This window comes from Blautia intestinihominis (assembly GCF_040096655.1).
Lineage (GTDB): Bacteria > Bacillota > Clostridia > Lachnospirales > Lachnospiraceae > Blautia_A > Blautia_A intestinihominis.
This window is the reverse complement of record NZ_JBBMEI010000026.1, coordinates 21,903-42,783: the sequence shown is the minus strand read 5'-3', so window position 1 is coordinate 42,783 and position 20,881 is coordinate 21,903. Positions and strand designations below refer to the sequence as shown.

22 protein-coding genes are annotated in these 20,881 nt (G+C 46.8%); 21 read left to right on the top strand and 1 reads right to left on the bottom strand.

Going from position 1 to position 20,881, the window contains the following annotated elements:
• The first annotated feature begins 17 nt into the window (after nucleotides 1-17).
• The 12 genes from scpB (at nucleotide 18) to rpsA (ending at nucleotide 12,084) form a co-directional block, all read left to right on the top strand.
• Nucleotides 18-587 carry an SMC-Scp complex subunit ScpB gene (gene scpB / locus WMO75_RS09725; protein ID WP_022213769.1) on the top strand — a complete coding sequence of 190 codons (570 nt, stop codon included), beginning with the start codon at nucleotides 18-20 and terminating at the stop codon, nucleotides 585-587.
• 12 nt (nucleotides 588-599) lie between these two features.
• Nucleotides 600-1,394: a zinc dependent phospholipase C family protein gene (locus WMO75_RS09720; RefSeq protein WP_349077959.1), complete on the top strand. Its 795-nt coding sequence runs from the start codon at nucleotides 600-602 to the stop codon at nucleotides 1,392-1,394.
• 85 nt (nucleotides 1,395-1,479) lie between these two features.
• A complete protein-coding gene (locus WMO75_RS09715) occupies nucleotides 1,480-2,682 on the top strand; it encodes a D-alanyl-D-alanine carboxypeptidase family protein (RefSeq protein ID WP_349077957.1) in 1,203 nt (400 codons plus the stop codon).
• A 215-nt stretch (nucleotides 2,683-2,897) separates the two neighbouring features.
• Nucleotides 2,898-4,334, top strand: coding sequence for an acyl-CoA carboxylase subunit beta (locus WMO75_RS09710; RefSeq protein WP_349077955.1), 1,437 nt, complete (start codon nucleotides 2,898-2,900; stop codon nucleotides 4,332-4,334).
• Nucleotides 4,335-4,347: 13 nt separating this feature from the next.
• Nucleotides 4,348-5,091 carry an OadG family transporter subunit gene (locus WMO75_RS09705; RefSeq protein ID WP_349077953.1) on the top strand — a complete coding sequence of 248 codons (744 nt, stop codon included), beginning with the start codon at nucleotides 4,348-4,350 and terminating at the stop codon, nucleotides 5,089-5,091.
• 24 nt (nucleotides 5,092-5,115) lie between these two features.
• Entirely contained in the window at nucleotides 5,116-5,484 is a 369-nt protein-coding gene (locus WMO75_RS09700; protein ID WP_349077951.1) for a biotin/lipoyl-binding carrier protein, read from the top strand.
• A gap of 16 nt (nucleotides 5,485-5,500) precedes the next feature.
• Nucleotides 5,501-6,649, top strand: a complete 1,149-nt coding sequence (locus WMO75_RS09695) for a sodium ion-translocating decarboxylase subunit beta (RefSeq protein ID WP_022213775.1) — start codon at nucleotides 5,501-5,503, stop codon at nucleotides 6,647-6,649.
• A gap of 53 nt (nucleotides 6,650-6,702) precedes the next feature.
• Nucleotides 6,703-8,115, top strand: coding sequence for an oxaloacetate decarboxylase subunit alpha (locus WMO75_RS09690; protein ID WP_118251465.1), 1,413 nt, complete (start codon nucleotides 6,703-6,705; stop codon nucleotides 8,113-8,115).
• Between the two features lie 98 nt (nucleotides 8,116-8,213).
• Entirely contained in the window at nucleotides 8,214-9,455 is a 1,242-nt protein-coding gene (locus WMO75_RS09685) for a BaiN/RdsA family NAD(P)/FAD-dependent oxidoreductase (RefSeq protein ID WP_227222418.1), read from the top strand.
• 16 nt (nucleotides 9,456-9,471) lie between these two features.
• Nucleotides 9,472-10,149 carry a (d)CMP kinase gene (gene cmk, locus WMO75_RS09680; RefSeq protein WP_173906521.1) on the top strand — a complete coding sequence of 226 codons (678 nt, stop codon included), beginning with the start codon at nucleotides 9,472-9,474 and terminating at the stop codon, nucleotides 10,147-10,149.
• Between the two features lie 5 nt (nucleotides 10,150-10,154).
• Nucleotides 10,155-11,021 (top strand): 4-hydroxy-3-methylbut-2-enyl diphosphate reductase, encoded by an 867-nt coding sequence (gene ispH / locus WMO75_RS09675; protein ID WP_118251467.1) that lies wholly within the window; start codon nucleotides 10,155-10,157, stop codon nucleotides 11,019-11,021.
• Nucleotides 11,002-12,084 (top strand): 30S ribosomal protein S1, encoded by a 1,083-nt coding sequence (rpsA, locus tag WMO75_RS09670; protein ID WP_118698372.1) that lies wholly within the window; start codon nucleotides 11,002-11,004, stop codon nucleotides 12,082-12,084. The genes ispH and rpsA overlap by 20 nt, the downstream gene beginning before the upstream one ends.
• A 58-nt stretch (nucleotides 12,085-12,142) precedes the next feature.
• Here rpsA and WMO75_RS09665 read toward each other — a convergent pair whose 3' ends face one another.
• Complete coding sequence (locus WMO75_RS09665) at nucleotides 12,143-13,168, bottom strand: ribonuclease H-like domain-containing protein (RefSeq protein WP_118698371.1); 1,026 nt, start codon at nucleotides 13,166-13,168, stop codon at nucleotides 12,143-12,145.
• Nucleotides 13,169-13,543: 375 nt separating this feature from the next.
• Between WMO75_RS09665 and rsxC the strand changes: the two genes are divergently transcribed.
• The 9 genes from rsxC (at nucleotide 13,544) to WMO75_RS09620 (ending at nucleotide 20,881) form a co-directional block, all read left to right on the top strand.
• On the top strand, nucleotides 13,544-14,866 hold the full coding sequence (gene rsxC, locus WMO75_RS09660; RefSeq protein ID WP_118251470.1) for an electron transport complex subunit RsxC: 1,323 nt from the start codon (nucleotides 13,544-13,546) through the stop codon (nucleotides 14,864-14,866).
• A 14-nt stretch (nucleotides 14,867-14,880) separates the two neighbouring features.
• Complete coding sequence (locus WMO75_RS09655; protein WP_022215158.1) at nucleotides 14,881-15,861, top strand: RnfABCDGE type electron transport complex subunit D; 981 nt, start codon at nucleotides 14,881-14,883, stop codon at nucleotides 15,859-15,861.
• Entirely contained in the window at nucleotides 15,858-16,463 is a 606-nt protein-coding gene (locus WMO75_RS09650; RefSeq protein ID WP_118251471.1) for an RnfABCDGE type electron transport complex subunit G, read from the top strand. Before WMO75_RS09655 ends, WMO75_RS09650 begins: the two co-directional genes overlap by 4 nt.
• Nucleotides 16,460-17,170: an electron transport complex subunit RsxE gene (gene rsxE / locus WMO75_RS09645; protein WP_227222419.1), complete on the top strand. Its 711-nt coding sequence runs from the start codon at nucleotides 16,460-16,462 to the stop codon at nucleotides 17,168-17,170. The genes WMO75_RS09650 and rsxE overlap by 4 nt, the downstream gene beginning before the upstream one ends.
• The gene (rsxA, locus tag WMO75_RS09640; RefSeq protein WP_227222420.1) at nucleotides 17,167-17,745 is read left to right on the top strand and encodes an electron transport complex subunit RsxA; all 579 of its coding nucleotides are present in this window, start codon (nucleotides 17,167-17,169) and stop codon (nucleotides 17,743-17,745) included. The genes rsxE and rsxA overlap by 4 nt, the downstream gene beginning before the upstream one ends.
• A 17-nt stretch (nucleotides 17,746-17,762) precedes the next feature.
• Nucleotides 17,763-18,554, top strand: coding sequence for an RnfABCDGE type electron transport complex subunit B (locus WMO75_RS09635; protein ID WP_227222421.1), 792 nt, complete (start codon nucleotides 17,763-17,765; stop codon nucleotides 18,552-18,554).
• Nucleotides 18,555-18,704: 150 nt separating this feature from the next.
• The gene (gene ruvA / locus WMO75_RS09630) at nucleotides 18,705-19,316 is read left to right on the top strand and encodes a Holliday junction branch migration protein RuvA (protein ID WP_022215163.1); all 612 of its coding nucleotides are present in this window, start codon (nucleotides 18,705-18,707) and stop codon (nucleotides 19,314-19,316) included.
• 14 nt (nucleotides 19,317-19,330) lie between these two features.
• Nucleotides 19,331-20,329, top strand: coding sequence for a Holliday junction branch migration DNA helicase RuvB (ruvB, locus tag WMO75_RS09625; RefSeq protein ID WP_022215164.1), 999 nt, complete (start codon nucleotides 19,331-19,333; stop codon nucleotides 20,327-20,329).
• A gap of 144 nt (nucleotides 20,330-20,473) precedes the next feature.
• Complete coding sequence (locus WMO75_RS09620; RefSeq protein ID WP_022215165.1) at nucleotides 20,474-20,881, top strand: cell division protein ZapA; 408 nt, start codon at nucleotides 20,474-20,476, stop codon at nucleotides 20,879-20,881.

Here is a 20,881-nt window from a genome sequence, read left to right as displayed (position 1 = left end):
AGAGATTGAGGAATCATATGGAAATAAAGAAATTAGAAGCGGCGATCGAAGCGGTGCTTTTTACCATGGGAGAATCCGTGGAGCTGACGCAGATCGCCAGTGCGATCCAGCAGGACAAGGAGACAACGCGAAAACTTCTCAACAATATGATGGACCGTTATCAGGAGGAAGACAGAGGAATCCAGATCATCGAACTGGAGCAGTCCTATCAGATGTGCACCAAAAAAGAATACTACGAATGTCTGATCCGTCTTGCCCTGCATCCCAAGAAACCGGCACTGACAGATGTCATGCTGGAGACACTTTCTATTATCGCGTACAAACAGCCGGTCACAAAGGCAGAGATCGAGAAGATCCGCGGGGTAAAATGTGACCATGCGATCAACAAACTGGTAGAATATGAGCTTGTAAAAGAGCTTGGACGACTGGATGCGCCGGGACGACCGATCCTCCTTGGGACGACCGAAGAGTTCCTGCGCTGTTTTGGCGTACAGGGGCTGGAAGAACTTCCTGCTGTAGATCCGGTCCGTCTGGAAGATTTTAAGGCGGAAGCCGAGGAAGAAGTACAGCTTCGCCTGGATGTTTAGGAGGAAAATAAAATGCCTACGACCTATGCACATGACTTATTTGGCAAAAAAATCTATCACAAACTTCCGAAGGAGATGCAGATGGTCATTCAGAGAAATGTTAATCTGTACCGGATCGGTCTTCATGGACCGGATATCCTGTTTTATCACATGCTGAAACCAAAGGTATCCACAACGGGTATCCGTATGCATAAGGAAAAAGCGGCTCCTTTTTTTGAGAGGGGAATGGCGATCATGCGCGAAAAGCACGATGAGAAGCTCCTTGCCTATCTCCTTGGATTCGGATGCCATTATCTTCTGGACAGCGCCTGCCATCCCTATATCGAGGATATGGCGGCGAAGGAAGTGATCACGCATACCCTTCTTGAGAAAGAATTTGACCGGACATTGATGCTGGAAACTCATAAAAATCCATATCATTATTACCCGGCATGCGGTGTGTTTCCGAGAATCCCCTATGCCAGAGTGATCCACCGTGCGATCCCCAAAATAGCGACAGGAGATATCCTGAAATCTCTGAGGCGCATGAAGCTGATCACAAATTGTCTGGTCTATGATAACAAGGGCAGGCGTAAGAAATTTCTCACGGTGCTTTCGAGGCTTGCCGGCAAGAAGCTGTCTGATTCCATGATGGAATATTTCATGGCGAAAGACCCGGTCCCGGGGAGCGCAGTTCCGGTCCATGCCCTGCACGGACTGTATGACAGGGAGATAAAGGAAGCACCGCAGTACCTTGAGGAATTATTCAGACTTTCAAAAGAAGACAGACCGCTGGGCGAGAGATGGTATAAGACTTATAACGGCTGACCGGCTTACTGGAACCGGAAGGAACAGAGACATATAATGAGGACAGGTCTGCATAAAATATCCTATAAAGAATAAGAGGTGGGATATGAAACGCAGATATAATATCACGGTCACGATTCTGGTCATAGCAGTTTTTCTGATAAATTCCACAGTCTGTGCTGCTTCCGGGGAAAGCAGTGCGCTCGGAAATCTTTATGCGCTTTCGGCAGTTCTGATGGATGGGGATTCGGGGCGTGTCCTGTATGAAAAAGAGGGCGAAACACCGAGAGCGAATGCAAGCACCACGAAAGTCCTGACCTGCATCCTTGCCCTGGAAAACGGTAAAGGCGATGATTATGTACAGGTTTCTTCCAATGCTGCCGCGCAGCCAGATGTACGGCTTGGTATCCAAAAAGGAGAGCAGTATTATCTGGAAGACCTTTTGTACTCTCTGATGCTGCAGAGCCACAACGATGCCGCGGTCGCGATCGCGGAACATATCGGAGGTTCTGTGGAAGGATTTGCAGCCATGATGAACCAGAAAGCGAAAGAGATCGGCTGTACGGACACACATTTTGTGACACCGAACGGGCTGGATGCGAAGGATGACGGGGGAAGTCATCATACAACAGCGCGGGACCTGGCACTTATCATGCGCTATGCCATACAGAATCCGATGTTCCTCAAGATCACCGAGACAAGGGACTATTCTTTTTCAGATATTGAGAAGAAGCGGACATTTTCTCTCCACAATGCGAATGCGTTCCTGGATATGAGAGAAGGCATCCTGTCAGGAAAAACCGGATACACAGGAGACGCGGGCTACTGTTATGTCTGTGCAGAGGAAAAAGACGGCAGGACTTTCATTGTTGCCCTTCTGGGAAGCGGCTGGCCGAACCACAAGACTTACAAATGGAAGGATACCGCAGCACTTCTTAATTACGGCGAAGAAAATTATAAATACCGCAGCTGGTGGAAAGACCCCGAGATTCCTCTGATCCAGGTCAAAAATGGATTCACGGGAGATCCTGTCGGCAGAAAGAAGATATATCTGCACGGTCTTCTCGATATCTCCGAAGAACAGAAAGAAACCTGCATGCTTCTTTCTGACAGGGAAAATGTGACCTGTCAGGTAAAAGTGCCGTCTTCGATCGAAGCTCCTGTAAGACGGGGAGATGAGATCGGGCAGGTGACATTCCGGCTGAATGGGGAATTGCTCTCTGCTTACCCGGTACTGGCAGAACAGTCTGTCGGGGAGAGAACCTTCACCCGGACCCTGGAATATGTTTCTGATAGATTTTTTCATTAAGGAAATGAAAGAGAGCAAAAAGTCTTTTCCGCGAGGAGAGGGCTTTTCTTTTTTTTGACCAAAAATTTTGCATTGACATAAAATAAATTTTGGGGTTAAAAATTTAACAAAAAAACCGAAATGTATTGAAAAAAACTTGAAAACAGGTTACAATTATAATCGGCTAAAATTTTGGTTATATTTTAAAATTTTATAAACATGGAGGGCAAAAGAGAATGAGTAATGCAACACAAAGCTTAGCGAGCACAAGAATCACTTCTTTGCTTGACGCCAACAGTTTTGTCGAAATCGGGAAAAGCGTAACAGCCAGATCTACAGATTTCAACATGACTGAGAAAAAAGCGCCTTCAGACGGTGTTATCACCGGATATGGTGTAATCGATGGAAATCTTGTCTATGTATACAGCCAGGATGCTTCCGTACTGAACGGAACTGTAGGCGAGATGCATGCAAAGAAGATCTCCGCATTATATGACCTTGCTATCAAGACAGGAGCACCTGTGATCGGTCTGGTAGACTGTGCAGGAATGCGTCTTCAGGAAGCAACAGATGCACTGGAAGCATTCGGTGGAATCTACTTTAAACAGACAATGGCATCCGGAATGATCCCGCAGATCACAGCAGTATTCGGTACCTGTGGCGGAGGAATGGCAGTTGTTCCGGCACTGACCGACTTCACATTCATCGAAGCCAAAAAAGGCAAAATGTTCGTAAACAGCCCGAACGCACTTGATGGAAACTGCACAGAGAAATGTGACACAGCAGCAGCTGATTACCAGAGCAAAGAGACTGGTCTTATTGATGCTGTAGAATCCGAAGAAGAGATCCTTGCTGAGATCCGTCAGCTGGTAAGCCTTCTTCCATCCAACTTCGAAGACAATGATTCTTTCGCAGAGTGCACAGATGATCTGAACCGTGCATGCGAGGATATCGCAGCATGCGCAGGAGACACCTCCATCGCACTTTCCAGAATCGCAGACAACGGAATCTTCTTCGAGACCAAGAGAGACTATGGTAAAGACGTTGTTACAGGACTCCTTCGTGTAAACGGAATGACTGTAGGTGCAGTAGCCAACAGAACAGAAGTTTATGATGTAGAAGGTGAGAAGACAGAAGAATTCGACGGCACTCTTTCCGCAAGAGGAGCAAGAAAAGCAGCCGGATTCGTAAAATTCTGTGACGCTTTTGATATCCCGGTACTGACTCTTACAAACGTAACCGGATTCAACGCAACTGTATGCAGCGAGAAAGTTATGGCTAAATCCATCGGAGAACTGGTTCATGCATTTGCATCCGCAACCGTTCCGAAGGTAAACGTCATCATCGGCAAAGCATACGGAACAGCTTATGTGGCAATGAACAGCAAATCTGTAGGTGCAGATATCGTTTATGCATGGGACAATGCAGAAATCGGAATGATGGATGCTTCCATGGCAGCAAAGATCATGTACCCGGGATCAGAAGCTTCTGTTATCAACGAGAAAGCTGCAGAGTACAGAGAACTGCAGTCCAGCGTAGAATCTGCCGCAGCAAGAGGATATGTAGATACTGTGATCGCTCCGGCTGACACACGTAAATACGTGATCGGAGCATTTGAGATGCTGTTCACAAAGAGAGAAGACCGTCCAGCTAAGAAACATGGCACAGTCTAAGCGAGGTGAGCATATGAATCAGATGTTAAAGAAAGCATCCACTACCTGCGCTGCTTTTGCCTGCGCCGCATCCCTGATATTCTCCGGTGCAGCAGTTGTTTGGGCAGATGGTGAGATCGACGAAACCGTCAAAAACCAGATTGAAACTTATGCAGAAGGACTGACAGATGAGATCATCGGACTGTCTGATGATCAGATCGAGCAGTACATGGAGTCCGACGATGCGTTTACTTCAAGTGCAATGACAGCCTGGGACGGAACCAAAGATGACCTGGGTGAGCTGAAGGAAACCGGTGATGTAGAGATCGAATATTCAGGTGATGAATATACAGCAGTTATTCCGGTTGAATTCGAAAAAGAAGACGCTGAATTTACTTATGTATTTGACAAGAACCTGACTCCTACTTCACTGGCAGTCGATATTCAGTATTCTTTTGGAACAACCATGAAGAATGCAGCACTTAACACTCTTATGGGAATCGGTACTGTATTCGTGATTCTGGCCATGCTGATCTTCCTGATCTCCCTGTTCAAATACATTCCGGGTTCAGGAGCACAGCAGGTTAAAAAGAAAAAAGAAGAAGCAGCAGCTCCGGCTCCTGCACCGGTTCCGGTGGCAGCAGCACCTGTTCAGGAAGAAACTGATAACTCAGAGCTGATCGCCGTGATCGCAGCAGCGATCGCAGCATCAGAGGGAACTACAACAGACGGATTTGTTGTACGCTCCATCCGTAAGATCAACCGCAAAAAAAGGTAATTGACAATTTTAGGAGGATTAAAAATGAAAAGCTATACAATCACCGTAAATGGAACAGCATATGAAGTTACTGTAGAAGAAACAGGAAGCGTACGCGCACCGGCAGCAGCTCCAGTAGCAGCACCGAAGGCAGCACCGGCAGCAGCTCCTAAAGTAGCAGCACCGGCAGCAGGAGCAGGCGCAGTCAAAGTTACCGCTTCTGTACCAGGTAAAGTCCTCAAGATCGTAGCTTCCGCAGGACAGGCAGTAAAAGCAGGAGACAACATCGTGATCCTGGAATCCATGAAGATGGAGATCCCGGTTGTAGCTCCTCAGGATGGTACTGTAGCCAGCATCGACACATCCGAAGGCGCATCCGTAGAAAACGGAGATACTCTGGCTACAATGAACTAGGACGGGAGGTAATCAAATGTCTTATGTAATAGAAACCCTGTCCAACCTGATCCATCAGACAGCATTTTTTAACCTGACATGGGGAAACTATCTGATGATCGCGGTGGCGTGTGTATTCTTATTCCTTGCTATCAAAAAAGGTTTTGAGCCGCTTCTTCTGGTTCCGATCGCTTTTGGTATGCTCCTGGTAAATATCTACCCGGACATTATGGCAAATCCGGAAGACATGTCCAACGGTGTTGGTGGTCTTCTGCATTACTTCTATATCCTCGATGAGTGGAGTATCCTTCCGTCCCTGATCTTCATGGGCGTTGGTGCGATGACAGACTTCGGTCCGCTGATCGCCAATCCGAAGAGCTTCCTCCTCGGAGCAGCTGCACAGCTTGGTATCTATGTTGCATACTTCCTTGCGATCTTCCTTGGATTCAACGGAAAAGCAGCAGCAGCGATCTCCATCATCGGTGGAGCAGATGGTCCTACCTCCATTTTCCTTGCCGGAAAACTTGGACAGACCGCTTTAATGGGACCGATCGCGGTGGCGGCATATTCTTATATGTCACTGGTTCCGATCATTCAGCCGCCGATTATGAAACTCTGTACTACAGAAGCAGAACGTAAGATCAAAATGGATCAGCTTCGTCCGGTAACCAAGATCGAGAAGATCCTGTTCCCGATCGTTATCACGATCGTTGTCTGCTTACTTCTTCCTACAACAGCTCCGCTGGTAGGTATGCTGATGCTGGGTAACCTCTTCCGTGAGTCAGGCGTTGTTAAACAGCTTACTGAGACTGCTTCCAATGCCCTGATGTACATCGTAGTTATCCTGCTTGGTACATCTGTAGGTGCTTCTACAAGCGCAGAGGCATTCCTTAATGTTGATACTCTGAAAATCGTTGTTCTCGGTCTTGCAGCATTTGCATTCGGTACTTTCGGCGGATGTATGCTTGGTAAACTGATGTGCAAACTGTCCGGTGGAAAGATCAATCCGCTGATCGGATCCGCTGGTGTATCAGCCGTTCCTATGGCTGCCCGTGTATCCCAGAAAGTCGGCGCAGAAGCAGATCCTACAAACTTCCTGCTGATGCATGCAATGGGACCAAACGTAGCCGGTGTAATCGGAACAGCCGTTGCAGCCGGAACCTTCATGGCTATCTTCGGTGTTTGATCCCGCTGGGTCAGATGCGTTTAGCTGAATTAATAATATAAGGAGAAAACATAATGGCTGAATTAGAAAAAAAACCTGTAAAAATCGTGGAAACTGTTCTCCGTGATGCTCATCAGTCTCTGATCGCAACAAGACTTACCACAGAACAGATGCTCCCGATCGTAGATAAAATGGACAAAGTCGGCTACCACGCAGTAGAGTGCTGGGGTGGAGCTACTTTCGATGCTTCCCTTCGTTTCCTTAAAGAAGACCCATGGGAAAGACTTCGTAAATTACGTGACGGCTTCAAGAACACAAAACTTCAGATGCTGTTCCGTGGACAGAACATCCTTGGATATCGTCCATATGCAGATGACGTAGTAGAATACTTCGTACAGAAATCTGTAGCAAACGGAATCGACATCATCCGTATTTTTGACTGCCTCAACGATATGCGTAACCTTCAGACAGCAGTTAAAGCTGCCAACAAAGAAAAAGCACACGCACAGGTTGCTCTTTCCTACACATTAGGTGATGCATATACTCTTGAGTACTGGGTAAACATCGCAAAACACATCGAAGACATGGGTGCAGATTCCATCTGTATCAAAGATATGGCAGGTCTTCTGCTTCCATATAAAGCAACTGAGCTTGTCGGAGCACTCAAAGATGCTGTTAAGATCCCGATCGATCTTCATACACATTACACCTCTGGTGTTGCTTCCATGACATACCTCAAAGCAGTAGAAGCTGGTGTTGATATCATCGATACTGCAATGTCTCCGTTCGCTCTGGGAACTTCCCAGCCGGCAACAGAGGTTATGGTAGAGACCTTCAAAGGCACACCATATGATACAGGATTTGATCAGAAACTCCTTGCTGAGATCGCTGATTACTTCCGGCCGATCCGTGATGACGCTCTGGACAGCGGCCTTCTGAATCCGAAGAACCTTGGTGTAAACATCAAGACTCTTCTGTATCAGGTACCAGGCGGAATGCTTTCCAACCTGACATCACAGCTCAAAGAGCAGCACGCAGAAGACAAATTCTACGATGTTCTTGAGGAAGTTCCGAAGGTTCGTAAAGACCTCGGTGAGCCGCCACTCGTAACTCCGTCTTCTCAGATCGTTGGTACACAGGCTGTATTCAACGTGCTCATGGGTGAGAGATACAAGATGGTCACAAAAGAAACAAAGGATATCCTGTTAGGAAAATACGGTGCAACCGTAAAACCATTCAACCAGGATGTACAGAAGAAGTGCATCGGAGATGCAAAACCGATCACCTGCCGTCCGGCAGACCTTCTCGACAACGAGCTGGACAAACTGGAAACAGAAATGTCCGCTTACAAAGAGCAGGATGAGGACGTTCTGTCTTACGCACTGTTCCCGCAGGTTGCTACTGACTTCTTCAAATACCGTCAGGCTCAGGAGAAAAAAGTAGACGAGAAAGCTGCAGACACAGAAAACGGAGCATATCCGGTATAAAAAATAAAAATCCCTGCTTTGGACAGCGTTCCAAATGAAGGAAAATAATCAGGCCCGCCAGATTTTTCTGACGGGCTTGCTTGCAAGAAAGGATTTCCATGAACAAAGTGATAATTGTCGGGGGCGGAGCTGCCGGTATGCTGTGCAGTATCATCGCCGCCAGAAACGGCTGTGAAGTTTTTTTATACGAAAAAAACGAAAAGCTGGGAAAGAAACTTTATATTACAGGAAAAGGAAGATGCAATGTTACAAATAACTGTGAGGTAGAAGACCTGCTCCGCGCAGTGATGACGAACAGCAAATTTCTGTACAGTGCATTTTATACTTTTAACAGCCAGGATATGATGGCACTTCTTGAGGAGACGGGCGTACCGCTCAAGACAGAACGGGGAAACCGCGTTTTTCCACAGTCTGACCGTTCTTCAGACATCATCCGCGGTCTGGAACGTCTTATGAAGAAATATGGCGTTCACGTAAGATTCAGAAGTGAAGTCAGAGAGATTCTGACAAAGGACGGGGCTGCGACAGGAATTTCCCTGGCGGACGGAGAAGTTCAGAATGCAGATGCAGTAGTCGTTGCGACAGGCGGACTGTCTTATCCAACGACCGGTTCCACAGGAGACGGATATCGTTTTGCACGGGAGACCGGGCATCAGGTGACGGACTGTATCCCATCGCTTGTTCCGCTTAAGGTCAAAGAAGATTATATTCCGAGGATGACAGGACTTTCACTCAAGAATGTAGAGCTTACAGTCAGACGCGGCAAAAAGATCCTTTATCGGGATTTTGGAGAGATGATGTTTACACATACCGGTGTTACCGGACCGCTGATCTTAAGTGCCAGTGCCAAACTTGGCAAATATCTTGCCAAAGGAGAAGAACTGAGCGCATTTATCGATCTTAAGCCGGCCCTCAGTCCGGAGCAGCTTGATGAGCGGATACTTCGAGAGTTTGAAAATGGCAAGAATAAGCAGTTTAAGAATGTGATAGGAGTCCTTTTCCCATCATCACTTACACCGGTGATGCTTGAGATCGGTGGAATCCCGGGAGATAAGGTGATCCATGAGATATCCAGAGAAGAACGCCTTGCCTTTGGCACAGTCGTCAAGAATTTCCCGTTCACGATCACGGAGCCGGGAGAATTCAAGGAGGCGGTCATCACACAGGGCGGTGTTTCCGTCAAGGATATCAACCCGGGAAGCATGGAGTCCAAAAAAATCAAAAACCTGTATTTTACAGGTGAAGTTCTTGATCTTGACGCAGTAACAGGGGGCTACAATCTTCAGATCGCGTGGTCCACTGCATACCTTGCTGCTATAGATATAAGCGAAAAAGAGTAACTAGGAGGAAAACAAAATGGTACACAATATTGCAATTGACGGTCCGGCTGGAGCGGGCAAAAGTACAGTGGCCCAAAAAGTAGCAAAAGAACTTTCTTTTGTATACGTGGATACAGGAGCAATGTATCGCGCTATGGCACTTTATCTTCTCAGAAAGGGAGTAAACCGCGAGAAACCGGATGAGATCGGAGAGGCATGTCAGAATGCGGAGATTTCTATTGAGTATCAGAATGGAGAGCAGATCGTTCTTCTCGACGGAGAAAATGTAAATGCACATCTCCGCACGGAAGAAGTGAGTGCAATGGCGTCTGTAAGTTCTGCAGTGCCGCGTGTGAGAGAGAAGCTTCTTGATCTGCAGCGCAAGCTGGCCAGGACCATGAGCGTTGTCATGGACGGCAGAGATATCGGAACAACGATCCTGCCGGATGCAGATGTCAAAATCTATCTTACCGCAAGCTCACTGACAAGGGCACGCCGCCGTTATCTTGAATATCAGGAAAAGGGTGAGGCTTGTGATCTTGCCGAGATCCAGAAAACGATCGAGGAGAGAGATCAGAGAGATATGACCAGAGAGATCTCGCCGCTCTGCCAGGCAGAGGATGCTGTTCTCGTGGATTCCTCAGAACTTACGATCGATGAGACTGTCGAGAAGATCCTTTCTGTCTATCACTCCAAAGTATCAGAAAAGGAATAAACGATATGAAGGTTAAAGTAGCAGAGACTGCAGGCTTCTGTTTCGGAGTCAAGCGGGCTGTCGACAAGGTCTATCAGCTGATCGAGGATGGAGTTTCTCCTATTTATACTCTGGGACCGATCATCCACAATGAAGAAGTTGTCTCTGATCTGGAATCAAGAGGCGTGCGTGTGATTGAAGTAGAGGATCTCGATCATATTAAGAGTGGTACCGTTGTGATCCGCTCTCACGGCGTGGGAAGAGAGATCTATGAGAAGCTTAAGGAGAATGGACTTGAATATGTAGATGTCACCTGCCCATTCGTACTCAAGATCCACCGGATCGTCGAGAAAGAAAGCCTTGCTGGGAAACAGATCTTCATTTTCGGAGATCCGAAGCATCCGGAGGTGCAGGGGATCTGCGGCTGGTGCCATGGCCCGTACAGAGTCCTCAAAAACAGAGAAGATGTCGAGAATATGATTCCGGAAGCAGATATGGAAGCATGCGTTGTATCACAGACGACATTTAATTACAACAAATTTAAAGAACTAGTTGAAATTCTCCGCGAAAAGAGGTATTATAATAATGTTTTAAATATTAGCAATATTTTAAACACTATTTGTAATGCTACTGAAGAACGGCAGAAAGAAGCAAAAAACATAGCCGGAGAGGTAGACACTATGCTTGTCATCGGTGGCAGACATAGTTCCAATACTCAAAAGCTGTTTGAAATATGCAAAGAGGAATGTGGAAATACTTACTATATACAAACACCTGTAGACTTGGATTCTGAAATGTTCCATCGCAGTAGTTGTGTAGGTATTACAGCAGGGGCGTCCACCCCAAAGAAAATTATTGAGGAGGTTCAAGAACATGTCAGAATTAAGTTTTGAACAGATGCTGGAGGATTCCGTAAAAACAATCAGAAATGGAGAGATCGTACAGGGTACTGTTATCGATGTCAAAGAGGATGAGATCATCCTGAACATCGGTTATAAAGCAGATGGTATCATCACAAAGAATGAATATTCCAACGATTCTTCCCTGGTACTCACCGATGCAGTCAAAGTTGGTGACACTATGGAAGCAAAAGTCCTGAAAGTGAACGATGGAGAGGGCCAGGTTATCCTGACATACAAACGTCTTGCTGCAGAGAAAGGCAACAAACGTCTTGAAGCTGCTTTTGAATCGCAGGAAGTACTGAAAGCACCTGTAACACAGGTACTGGATGGTGGACTTTGTGTAAACGTTGAGGAAGCAAGAGTATTCATTCCTGCAAGCCTTGTATCCGATACTTATGAGAAAGATCTTTCCAAATATGCAGATCAGGAGATCGAATTCGTTATCACAGAATTCAACCCAAGAAGACGCCGTATCATCGGTAACCGTAAACAGCTTCTTCTTGCTGAGAAAGCAGAAAAACAGAAAGAACTTATGGAGAGAATCAACGTTGGTGATGTTGTTACAGGCGTTGTTAAGAACGTTACAGATTTCGGTGCATTCATCGATCTCGGTGGAGCAGACGGACTTCTTCATATCTCCGAAATGTCCTGGGGCAGAGTAGAGAACCCGAAGAAAGTATTCAACGTTGGTGACGAAGTTAAAGTTATGATCAAAGAGATCAACGGAGACAAGATCGCACTGTCCATGAAATTCCCGGAAGAGAATCCATGGCTTACAGCTGCTGAGAAATTCGCAGTAGGCAACGTTGTAACTGGTAAAGTTGCACGTATGACAGACTTTGGTGCATTCGTTGAACTGGCACCTGGAATTGATGCACTTCTTCATGTATCCCAGATTTCCAGAGAGCACGTTGCAAAACCATCTGATGTACTTTCCATCGGACAGGAAATCGAAGCAAAGGTTGTTGACTTCAACGGCGAAGACAAGAAGATCAGCCTTAGCATGAAAGCACTGGAAGCTCCTGCACAGGCAGAAGAAGACACAGAGGCTTAATTAATTCCAAATAATATGAAATCCCGACAGATTTAAGGTCTGCCGGGATTTTTTTGCGTTATTTTCCGAGATTTTTGAGAAGACAGGGGAGAGAATGTGTCAGGTACTGCATCTGTTTCTGTCTGCTGTTGAGGAAACTTTCGTCGCAGCAGAACCAGGTGTAACAGGTCTGGGGCGTGGCTGCTGTCCGCAGGCTCTTGTCCACGTAGCGGCTGAGCGATTTGGGGATTGCCTGATCTTCTCCGGGGAGATATTCATAGTCCTTGTAATTCGGATAATACTGCCGGAGCTTTCCATCCCTGAGATGGAGGAGCAGTTTGGCTTCGGAATCATTGACGGTGAGATAGAATTCCTCTGTGACACAGGAAACGGGAACAGGGACCGGATGCTTTAGCGCCAGCGTGATCACAAGTTCTTCCTGGCCGTGCATGCGGACAGCGGAAGGCTCATATTCGCCAAGATAGAGGAATTTGTAGCTCAGAAGCGTATAGACAGATCCAAGCCCGCATAAGTCTTCCTGATTGTGACCCAGAACCGTTTCCAGTGCGGAGGGGTCCTCCTTTTTTATATAGGAGCGGTATAATCGGATGCACTGACCGCCGTCACAGTGTATTCTGTGTATGGAAGGAAACAGATTTTCCAGGTCGAGCTGCTTCATTCGTGATAATTTAAACAAAGTCTGACACGATCTAAGCGACTGATAGAGATCAATCGACGGAAGCTCTCCAAAAGGGGAAGGAAGACCGTTCCTTCGACACCTTTCCTCGAGATAAGGCTGGTCAAAACGGTTTCCATTGTACTGGATCGTACAGGTTGCGCCCTGTATATAGCGGGTAAATTCCTCGATGATCAGAGATTCTTCTTCGGGAGATTCTGCGAGCCACTGTGTCAGGATCCATAGGTTTTGTTCATGTCGGACGGCTCCGATCAGATAAACGAAGGTAGAATATCGGGACAGACCTGTAGTCTCAATATCGTAAAAAATAGGTGAAAATTCTGACAACTTTAATTCCGCATTCGACAAAAATTTAACAGTATCAGAGTCTGGAAACCCTTGTAAAATCGGCATTTTTTTAACAATCATGGTATTTTTTTCCTTTCTTGATTGTATTTAATTATACACAATATTTTGTGAATTGGGTAGTGAATTTTTAGTGAAAAAGATGTATAGTAGTAATAGAGATGTTACTGTTCACAGGTAGTATCCCGCGAGGTGTTTTGCCATGAATATGGCAAAATCCCGAGACATACAGGGCAAAATCCTATCACCGAAGGTGATTTGGAATGGATTTTGACCAAGTTGCTGTGAACGGAGTGAACAGTAACATAGCGGTTATTGCGAATGGAGTGCACAGTAGCTAATCAAGATTTCTACTGCAGAGGGCATCGTCTGCAGCACCAGAAACAAAATAAACATGGGCGGTGGATACCAGCTCATGAAAAAGGAGGAAACGAATATATGGGAAAACTGACCTTTAAGGGCGGAATCCATCCTTACGAAGGTAAGGAACTGGCAAAGAATCATCCGATTGAGAAGTATCTCCCAAAAGGAGACATGGCTTACCTGATGTCTCAGCACATCGGAGCACCGTCTGTTCCATGTGTCAAAAAGGGTGACCAGGTTCTCGCAGGACAGAAGATCGCAGATGCAGGAGGATTTGTATCTGTACCTCTTCACGCATCTGTATCAGGTACTGTTAAGGGGATCGAGAAGCGCCTGAATGCAACAGGCGCCATGATCGATGCGATCATCGTGGAGAACGACCAACAGTATCAGGAAGTGGAGTTCACACCTGCGAAACTGGAAGATCTGACCAAAGAAGAAATCCTGAACCGTATCAAAGAAGGCGGAGTAGTAGGTATGGGTGGAGCCGGTTTCCCGACTCATGTCAAACTGGCACCGAAGGATCCTTCCAAGATCGAATACGTACTGGTAAACGGCGCGGAGTGCGAACCGTACATCACCAGTGACTACCGCAGAATGATGGAAGAACCGGAGAAAGTAGTCGAGGGACTTAAAGTGATCCTGAAACTCTTTGATTCTGCCAAAGGTTATATCTGTATCGAGGACAACAAACCGGACTGTATCGAGAAGATGCAGAAACTGGTCAAGGATATCCCGAGGATCGAAGTCAAAGAACTCATGACCAAATACCCACAGGGTGGTGAGCGTACCCTGATCTACGCGACAACAGGCAGAGAGATCAACTCCAAGATGCTCCCGGCAGATGTTGGATGCGTGGTAGACAACGTAGAGACTGTAGTTGCTGTATACAAGGCTGTTATCCAGGGCAGACCTGTCATGGATCGAGTTGTGACTGTAACAGGTGACGGCATCAAAGAGCCTAAGAACTTCAGTGTTTATACAGGAACCGATATGTCTGAACTGATCGATGCAGCAGGCGGACTGAAAGCCAAGATCGAGAAAATCATCTCCGGTGGTCCGATGATGGGATTCCCGTTATATGACCTTCATATCCCGTGCACCAAGACAACCTCTGCATTCCTTTTCCTGGAGCATGATGCAGTAGCTGAGGCACAGAAGATCCAGACGGCATGTATCAACTGTGGCCGTTGTGTAGGTGTCTGTCCCGGTCATGTTCTTCCGGCTCGTCTGGCTACGCTGGCTGAACGTGGTGATATGGCAGGTTTTGAAGCACTGGATGGTATGGAATGCTGCGAATGTGGATGCTGCAGTTATATCTGTCCGGCGAAGAGACCGCTGACCCAGAGTATCAAATCTATGCGTAAAATGGTTCTTGCCAGCCGTAAGAAGAAATAGGGGGAGGGAACAAAATGGAACAAATGTTAAATGTATCATCTAATCCTCATGTCAGGGACAAAATGACAACAAGCCGGATCATGCAGCTCGTTGCACTTGCGCTGCTTCCTACCACACTGTTTGGTATCTGGAACTTCGGCTTCCGTGCACTTCTTGTTGTACTCGTGACGGTTGCGTCCAGCGTCTTTTTTGAATGGCTGTATGACCGTCTTATGCATAAAAAGAACACAATCAATGATTTCAGTGCAGTTGTTACAGGACTTCTGCTTGCGCTCAACATGCCGCCGCAGATCCCGCTGTGGATGCCGGTACTCGGCAGTGCCTTTGCAATCATCGTTGTAAAACAGCTTTTCGGCGGTCTGGGACAGAACTTCATGAACCCGGCACTTGCTGCAAGATGTTTCCTGATGATCTCCTTTGCAGGCAAAATGACAGATTTCGCAGTGGACAAGCTGAGCGGATATCACTGTATTGATACTGTTACAGGAGCAACTGCTCTTGCAGAACTTAAGAACAGCGGATTCACAGCAGATTCCATCTCTGTAAAGAACCTGTTCATCGGTAATATTCACGGAACCATCGGTGAGACTTCTGCAATCGCGATCCTGATCGGTGCAGTGATCCTGCTTGCATTCAAAGTCATCGACCTCAAGATCCCGCTTACATATATCGGAAGTTTTGCAGTATTTGTAATCCTTTATATGCTTGGAACAGGCAAGGGATTTGATGTAAACTATCTTTTCAGCCATCTGTTTGGCGGCGGTCTGATGCTTGGTGCATGGTTCATGGCAACTGACTATGTAACGACCCCGATCACACCGAAGGGACAGTTACTTTACGGATGCTGTCTTGGTGTTGTCACAGCGATCTTCCGTCTCTTTGGCGGATCCGCAGAGGGTGTTTCCTATGCGATCATCTTCTGTAACCTTCTGGTACCGCTTATCGAGAAAGTGACCAAACCGGTTGCTTTTGGAAAAGGAGGTAAAAAAGCATGAGTATTGTAAAAGATACGATCGCGATTACAGCGATCACGCTTGTTGCCGGTCTTGCACTTGGCGTAGTCCAGGATATCACAGCAGGTCCTATCGCACAGCAGCAGGAGCAGTCCAAACAGGAAGCATACAAGGCTGTATTTGAAGATGCAGACAGCTTTGAAGTATATGATGTAGATGCTGATGCACTGGCAGCAAACCTTGCAGAGAATAATTTCAATGCACAGACGATCAACGAGATCATGGAAGCCAAGGATGCTTCCGGTGAGACGATCGGCTATGCACTCAACGTTACAGATTCTGAAGGATATGGCGGAGACATCCAGTTCACCATGGGAATTCAGAACGACGGAACCTTAAACGGAATCTCCATCCTGTCCATCAGCGAGACAGCCGGACTTGGTATGAAAGCCAAGAATCCGGATTTCCAGGATCAGTTTAAGGATAAGAACGTAGAAAAATTCGAATATACCAAGACAGGTGCCACATCTGACGACCAGATCGATGCGATCAGTGGTGCCACAATTACTACAAATGCCATGACAAACGGTGTAAATGCCGGCCTTTGTGCATTTCGTTATGTGGAAGGAGGAGCAGAGTCATGAAAGCAAATACACCTGCTGAACGTCTTGTAAACGGTATTATCAAAGAAAATCCGACTTTTGTGCTGGTACTGGGTATGTGTCCTACACTGGCAGTTACCACATCCGCGATCAACGGTATCGGAATGGGACTTACCACAACAGTAGTCCTTGCAATGTCCAACCTTATGATCTCCCTTCTTAGGAAATTCATTCCGGATGGAGTTCGTATGCCGGCATTTATCGTTGTCGTTGCATCTTTCGTAACCATCGTACAGATGCTTTTACAGGGATTTATCCCAAGCCTGTATTCCGCACTTGGAATCTATATCCCTCTGATCGTTGTAAACTGTATCATCCTTGGCCGTGCAGAGGCATATGCTTCCAAGAATCCTCCGATCCCGTCATTATTTGATGGTATTGGTATGGGACTTGGATTTACCTTAAGTATCACCTGCATCGGTGCAGTCCGTGAATTTCTCGGTGCCGGACAGATCTTTGGACATCAGATACTTCCACTCGCAGCAGGCGGAAAATTTGGATATGAGCCGATCACAATCTTTATCCTTGCACCTGGAGCATTCTTCGTTCTCGCAATGCTTGCAGCGATCCAGAATAAATTCAAGATCGGTGCTGCCAAGAGAGGTATTGACCCGAGTGAAGGCTGTGGATGCTGTGCAGGCTGTGATACCTGCAACAATACAATGTGCAAAGGAGGCAAGGAAGCATGAAAGAATTATTACTGATCCTGGTAAGCTCTGCGATCGTCAACAACGTAGTCTTAAGCCAGTTTCTCGGACTCTGCCCGTTCTTCGGTGTATCCAAGAGAATCGAAACGGCAGCAGGAATGGGTGGTGCGATCATTTTCGTTATCACATTGTCTTCCTTTGTAACAGGTCTGATCTACAACTTCATCCTGGTACCGACAGGAATGGAATATTTACAGACGATCGTATTTATTCTTATCATTGCAGCACTTGTTCAGTTTGTTGAGATGTTCCTCAAGAAAGGCATGCCGGCACTTTATCAGTCACTCGGTGTATACCTTCCTCTGATTACAACAAACTGTGCAGTTCTTGGTGTTGCCCTGACAAACGTACAGAAAAGCTACAATATCCTTCAGGGAACTGTAAACGGATTTGCAACAGCAGTCGGATTTACGATCTCTATCACCCTGATGGCTGGTATCAGAGAAAAAACTGAATACAATGATGTTCCGGAATCTTTCCAGGGCTTCCCGAAAGTACTGCTTACAGCAGGTCTGATGGCGATCGCATTCTTCGGATTTTCCGGACTGCTTAAGTAACGAAGGAGGCGTAGATTATGGATATTAATGCAATTATCGTGGCAACTGTCGTTGTTGCAGCAGTGGGCCTCTTTATTGGAATCTTCCTCGGCGTTGCCGGCAAGAAGTTTGCGGTAGAAGTCGATGAGAAGGAAGTTGCTGTCCGTGAAGCACTTCCGGGAAACAACTGTGGTGGATGTGGATACCCGGGCTGTGATGGTCTGGCAGCAGCGATCGCCAAAGGAGAAGCACCGGTCAATGCATGTCCGGTAGGCGGCGAAGCAGTTGGAAAAGTGATCGCAGGGATCATGGGACAGGAAGTTGTCGAGAGTGCACGTATGGCTGCTTTCGTAAAATGTACCGGAACTTGTGAAAAAACAAAAGACAACTACACTTACACAGGTGTAGAAGACTGTGAAATGATGGCATTCATCCCGGGCGGCGGTGCCAAAGCCTGTTCCTATGGATGTATGGGATTCGGAAGCTGCGTAAAAGCCTGTCCGTTTGATGCGATCCACATCGTGAACGGTGTTGCAGTCGTAGACCGTGATGCATGTAAAGCCTGTGGTAAATGTATCGCAAAATGCCCGCATCATCTGATCGAGCTTGCACCATACGAGCAGAAGACTTTCGTAGGCTGCAGCTCCCATGCCAAAGGCAAGGCTGTTACAACTGCCTGCGAACTTGGATGTATCGGATGTAAGAAGTGTGAGAAGACCTGTCCGAACGGTGCGATCACTGTTACAGACTTCTGTGCACACATCGATTACGACAAATGTACAAACTGCGGTGCATGTAAAGAAGTATGCCCGAGAAAAGTCATTCTCTAAAACCTCATATCATATGAATAAGATCCCGGCCGTGAGAGGCAATGCTTCTCTGACCGGGATCTTTTCGAATAGATGTTTGCTTTTTGCTTTTTGTTATGTTATGATTGAAAAACAGGAAAAAAATTTGATTAGAGCAGGAGTAGAGTTTGCATGATTTCATTCATTTGCGGCCAGGTGGCAGATACAACAGAGAATTCTGTGATCATAGAGACAGGCGGGATCGGATATGAGGTTTTTATGACAGGGACGGCGATCGAGCAGGCGGTCCGTATGGAAGGTAAGGTGAAAGTCCATACATATTTCCATGTGCGTGAGGATGCCATGCAGTTATATGGTTTCTGGAATAAGGACGATCTTCAGATGTTCCGTCTTCTTCTTGGTGTCAACGGGATCGGGCCGAAGGCTGCACTGGGAGTTTTGGCAGGACTTACTTCTGATGAGCTTCGGTTCGCGGTACTCTCTGATGATGTCAAGGCTCTTTCCAAAGCGCCTGGGATCGGTAAAAAAACCGCCCAGAAACTGATCCTTGAACTGAAGGATAAACTGAAACTGGAGGATGCGTTTGAGAAGAAACTGGCACATGAGCAGGAGGCGGCAGTCCTTGCTGGTGCAGATTTCCATGATGGACGCCAGGAGGCAGTGGAAGCCCTGACAGCACTTGGCTACAGCAGTTCCGAGGCACTCAAGGCAGTCCGCAGAGTCACAGATGTAGACCCGGGCGATGTGGAAGCAATCCTCAAGGCTGCCCTCAAACAATTATAATGGAGTAATGATAAATGGAAAAAAGAATGATCACAACAGATGTGACAGAGGAGGATCTGCCTCTGGAGGGAAACCTCCGTCCACAGACCCTCGATGAATACATTGGTCAGGAAAAAACCAAAAACACACTCAAGATCTATATAGAAGCCGCGAAACAGAGACACGATGCCCTCGACCATGTCCTGTTTTACGGACCTCCGGGACTTGGTAAGACTACTTTATCCGGGATCATCGCCAATGAGATGGGAACCCATATGAAGGTAACATCCGGTCCGGCGATCGAGAAGCCGGGTGAGATGGCGGCGATCCTCAATAATCTCCAGGAGGGAGATATCCTGTTTGTGGATGAGATCCACCGCCTGAATCGTCAGGTGGAGGAGGTCCTTTATCCGGCGATGGAGGATTTTGCAATCGACATTATGATCGGCAAGGGTGCTTCTGCGAGATCTATCCGTCTTGATCTTCCGAAATTTACCCTGGTCGGAGCGACAACGAGGGCAGGACTTCTTTCTGCACCGCTCCGGGATCGTTTTGGGGTGATGCACCATCTGGAATTCTATAATAAGGAAGAACTTCAGACGATCATCCTTCGTTCAGCAGATGTCCTTGGTGTTGAGATCGATACGAGGGGTGCGGCAGAGATCGCCAAGCGTTCCAGAGGAACCCCGCGCCTTGCAAACCGTCTTCTCAAGAGAGTCCGTGATTTTGCACAGGTCAAATACGATGGAAAGATCACTTATGATGTAGCTTCTTTTGCACTGGATCTTCTTGAAGTGGATCAATATGGACTGGACAAGATCGACCGGAGGATCCTCAAGACACTGATCGTAAACTTCCAGGGAGGACCGGTTGGTCTGGAGACTCTGGCGGCAGCGATCGGGGAGGATGCAGGCACTCTGGAGGATGTTTATGAGCCATATCTTCTACAGAATGGCTTCCTCAACAGGACCCCGAGAGGCCGTACAGCGTCCGCACTTGCCTATAAGCATCTCGGAATTGAAAGAAATTCGTAAAAATTCCTATACATTTTTACAAAATTCGATTATAATGGAGTACAGACAAGGCGTGAGGAGTATTACTACGCCATAGATTTGTAAAAATCTGGTCGGCTTCCGTTATGGAAGAAGGATGAAAGTTTAAGATACGGGAGGCTTGTTATGGCAGTCAAAAATACGGCGCAGGTAGTCATCGGAGGGAAGATCATAACTCTTGGTGGTTACGAATCTGAAGAGTATTTCCAGAAAGTGGCATCATATATAAATAACAAAATGTCTGAATTGAGCGAAATGCCGGGATATTCCCGTCAGCCAATGGAGACAAAGCACACCCTGCTCAGCCTGAATGTTACAGATGATTATTTCAAGGCAAAGAAGCAGGCAGAGATCTTTGAGCAGGATCTTCAGCAGAAGGATCAGGAGATGTATGAATTAAAGCATGAACTGATCGCACTCCGCATGAAGATCGAAGAAACTGAGAAGAAAGAACAGGATGCCAGAACACAGAAGGAACTTCTCGAAGGGAAGGTCAAGGAACTGGAAGAAGAGATAGATAAGTTGCTTAAGTAA

What these genes read in the sequence shown, in the direction of transcription:
- scpB (WP_022213769.1), top strand. Translation starts at nt 18, where the DNA reads ATGGAAATAAAGAAATTAGAAGCGGCGATCGAAGCGGTGCTTTTTACC.
- WMO75_RS09720 (WP_349077959.1), top strand. Translation starts at nt 600, where the DNA reads ATGCCTACGACCTATGCACATGACTTATTTGGCAAAAAAATCTATCAC.
- WMO75_RS09715 (WP_349077957.1), top strand. Translation starts at nt 1,480, where the DNA reads ATGAAACGCAGATATAATATCACGGTCACGATTCTGGTCATAGCAGTT.
- WMO75_RS09710 (WP_349077955.1), top strand. Translation starts at nt 2,898, where the DNA reads ATGAGTAATGCAACACAAAGCTTAGCGAGCACAAGAATCACTTCTTTG.
- WMO75_RS09705 (WP_349077953.1), top strand. Translation starts at nt 4,348, where the DNA reads ATGAATCAGATGTTAAAGAAAGCATCCACTACCTGCGCTGCTTTTGCC.
- WMO75_RS09700 (WP_349077951.1), top strand. Translation starts at nt 5,116, where the DNA reads ATGAAAAGCTATACAATCACCGTAAATGGAACAGCATATGAAGTTACT.
- WMO75_RS09695 (WP_022213775.1), top strand. Translation starts at nt 5,501, where the DNA reads ATGTCTTATGTAATAGAAACCCTGTCCAACCTGATCCATCAGACAGCA.
- WMO75_RS09690 (WP_118251465.1), top strand. Translation starts at nt 6,703, where the DNA reads ATGGCTGAATTAGAAAAAAAACCTGTAAAAATCGTGGAAACTGTTCTC.
- WMO75_RS09685 (WP_227222418.1), top strand. Translation starts at nt 8,214, where the DNA reads ATGAACAAAGTGATAATTGTCGGGGGCGGAGCTGCCGGTATGCTGTGC.
- cmk (WP_173906521.1), top strand. Translation starts at nt 9,472, where the DNA reads ATGGTACACAATATTGCAATTGACGGTCCGGCTGGAGCGGGCAAAAGT.
- ispH (WP_118251467.1), top strand. Translation starts at nt 10,155, where the DNA reads ATGAAGGTTAAAGTAGCAGAGACTGCAGGCTTCTGTTTCGGAGTCAAG.
- rpsA (WP_118698372.1), top strand. Translation starts at nt 11,002, where the DNA reads ATGTCAGAATTAAGTTTTGAACAGATGCTGGAGGATTCCGTAAAAACA.
- WMO75_RS09665 (WP_118698371.1), bottom strand. Translation starts at nt 13,168, where the DNA reads ATGATTGTTAAAAAAATGCCGATTTTACAAGGGTTTCCAGACTCTGAT.
- rsxC (WP_118251470.1), top strand. Translation starts at nt 13,544, where the DNA reads ATGGGAAAACTGACCTTTAAGGGCGGAATCCATCCTTACGAAGGTAAG.
- WMO75_RS09655 (WP_022215158.1), top strand. Translation starts at nt 14,881, where the DNA reads ATGGAACAAATGTTAAATGTATCATCTAATCCTCATGTCAGGGACAAA.
- WMO75_RS09650 (WP_118251471.1), top strand. Translation starts at nt 15,858, where the DNA reads ATGAGTATTGTAAAAGATACGATCGCGATTACAGCGATCACGCTTGTT.
- rsxE (WP_227222419.1), top strand. Translation starts at nt 16,460, where the DNA reads ATGAAAGCAAATACACCTGCTGAACGTCTTGTAAACGGTATTATCAAA.
- rsxA (WP_227222420.1), top strand. Translation starts at nt 17,167, where the DNA reads ATGAAAGAATTATTACTGATCCTGGTAAGCTCTGCGATCGTCAACAAC.
- WMO75_RS09635 (WP_227222421.1), top strand. Translation starts at nt 17,763, where the DNA reads ATGGATATTAATGCAATTATCGTGGCAACTGTCGTTGTTGCAGCAGTG.
- ruvA (WP_022215163.1), top strand. Translation starts at nt 18,705, where the DNA reads ATGATTTCATTCATTTGCGGCCAGGTGGCAGATACAACAGAGAATTCT.
- ruvB (WP_022215164.1), top strand. Translation starts at nt 19,331, where the DNA reads ATGGAAAAAAGAATGATCACAACAGATGTGACAGAGGAGGATCTGCCT.
- WMO75_RS09620 (WP_022215165.1), top strand. Translation starts at nt 20,474, where the DNA reads ATGGCAGTCAAAAATACGGCGCAGGTAGTCATCGGAGGGAAGATCATA.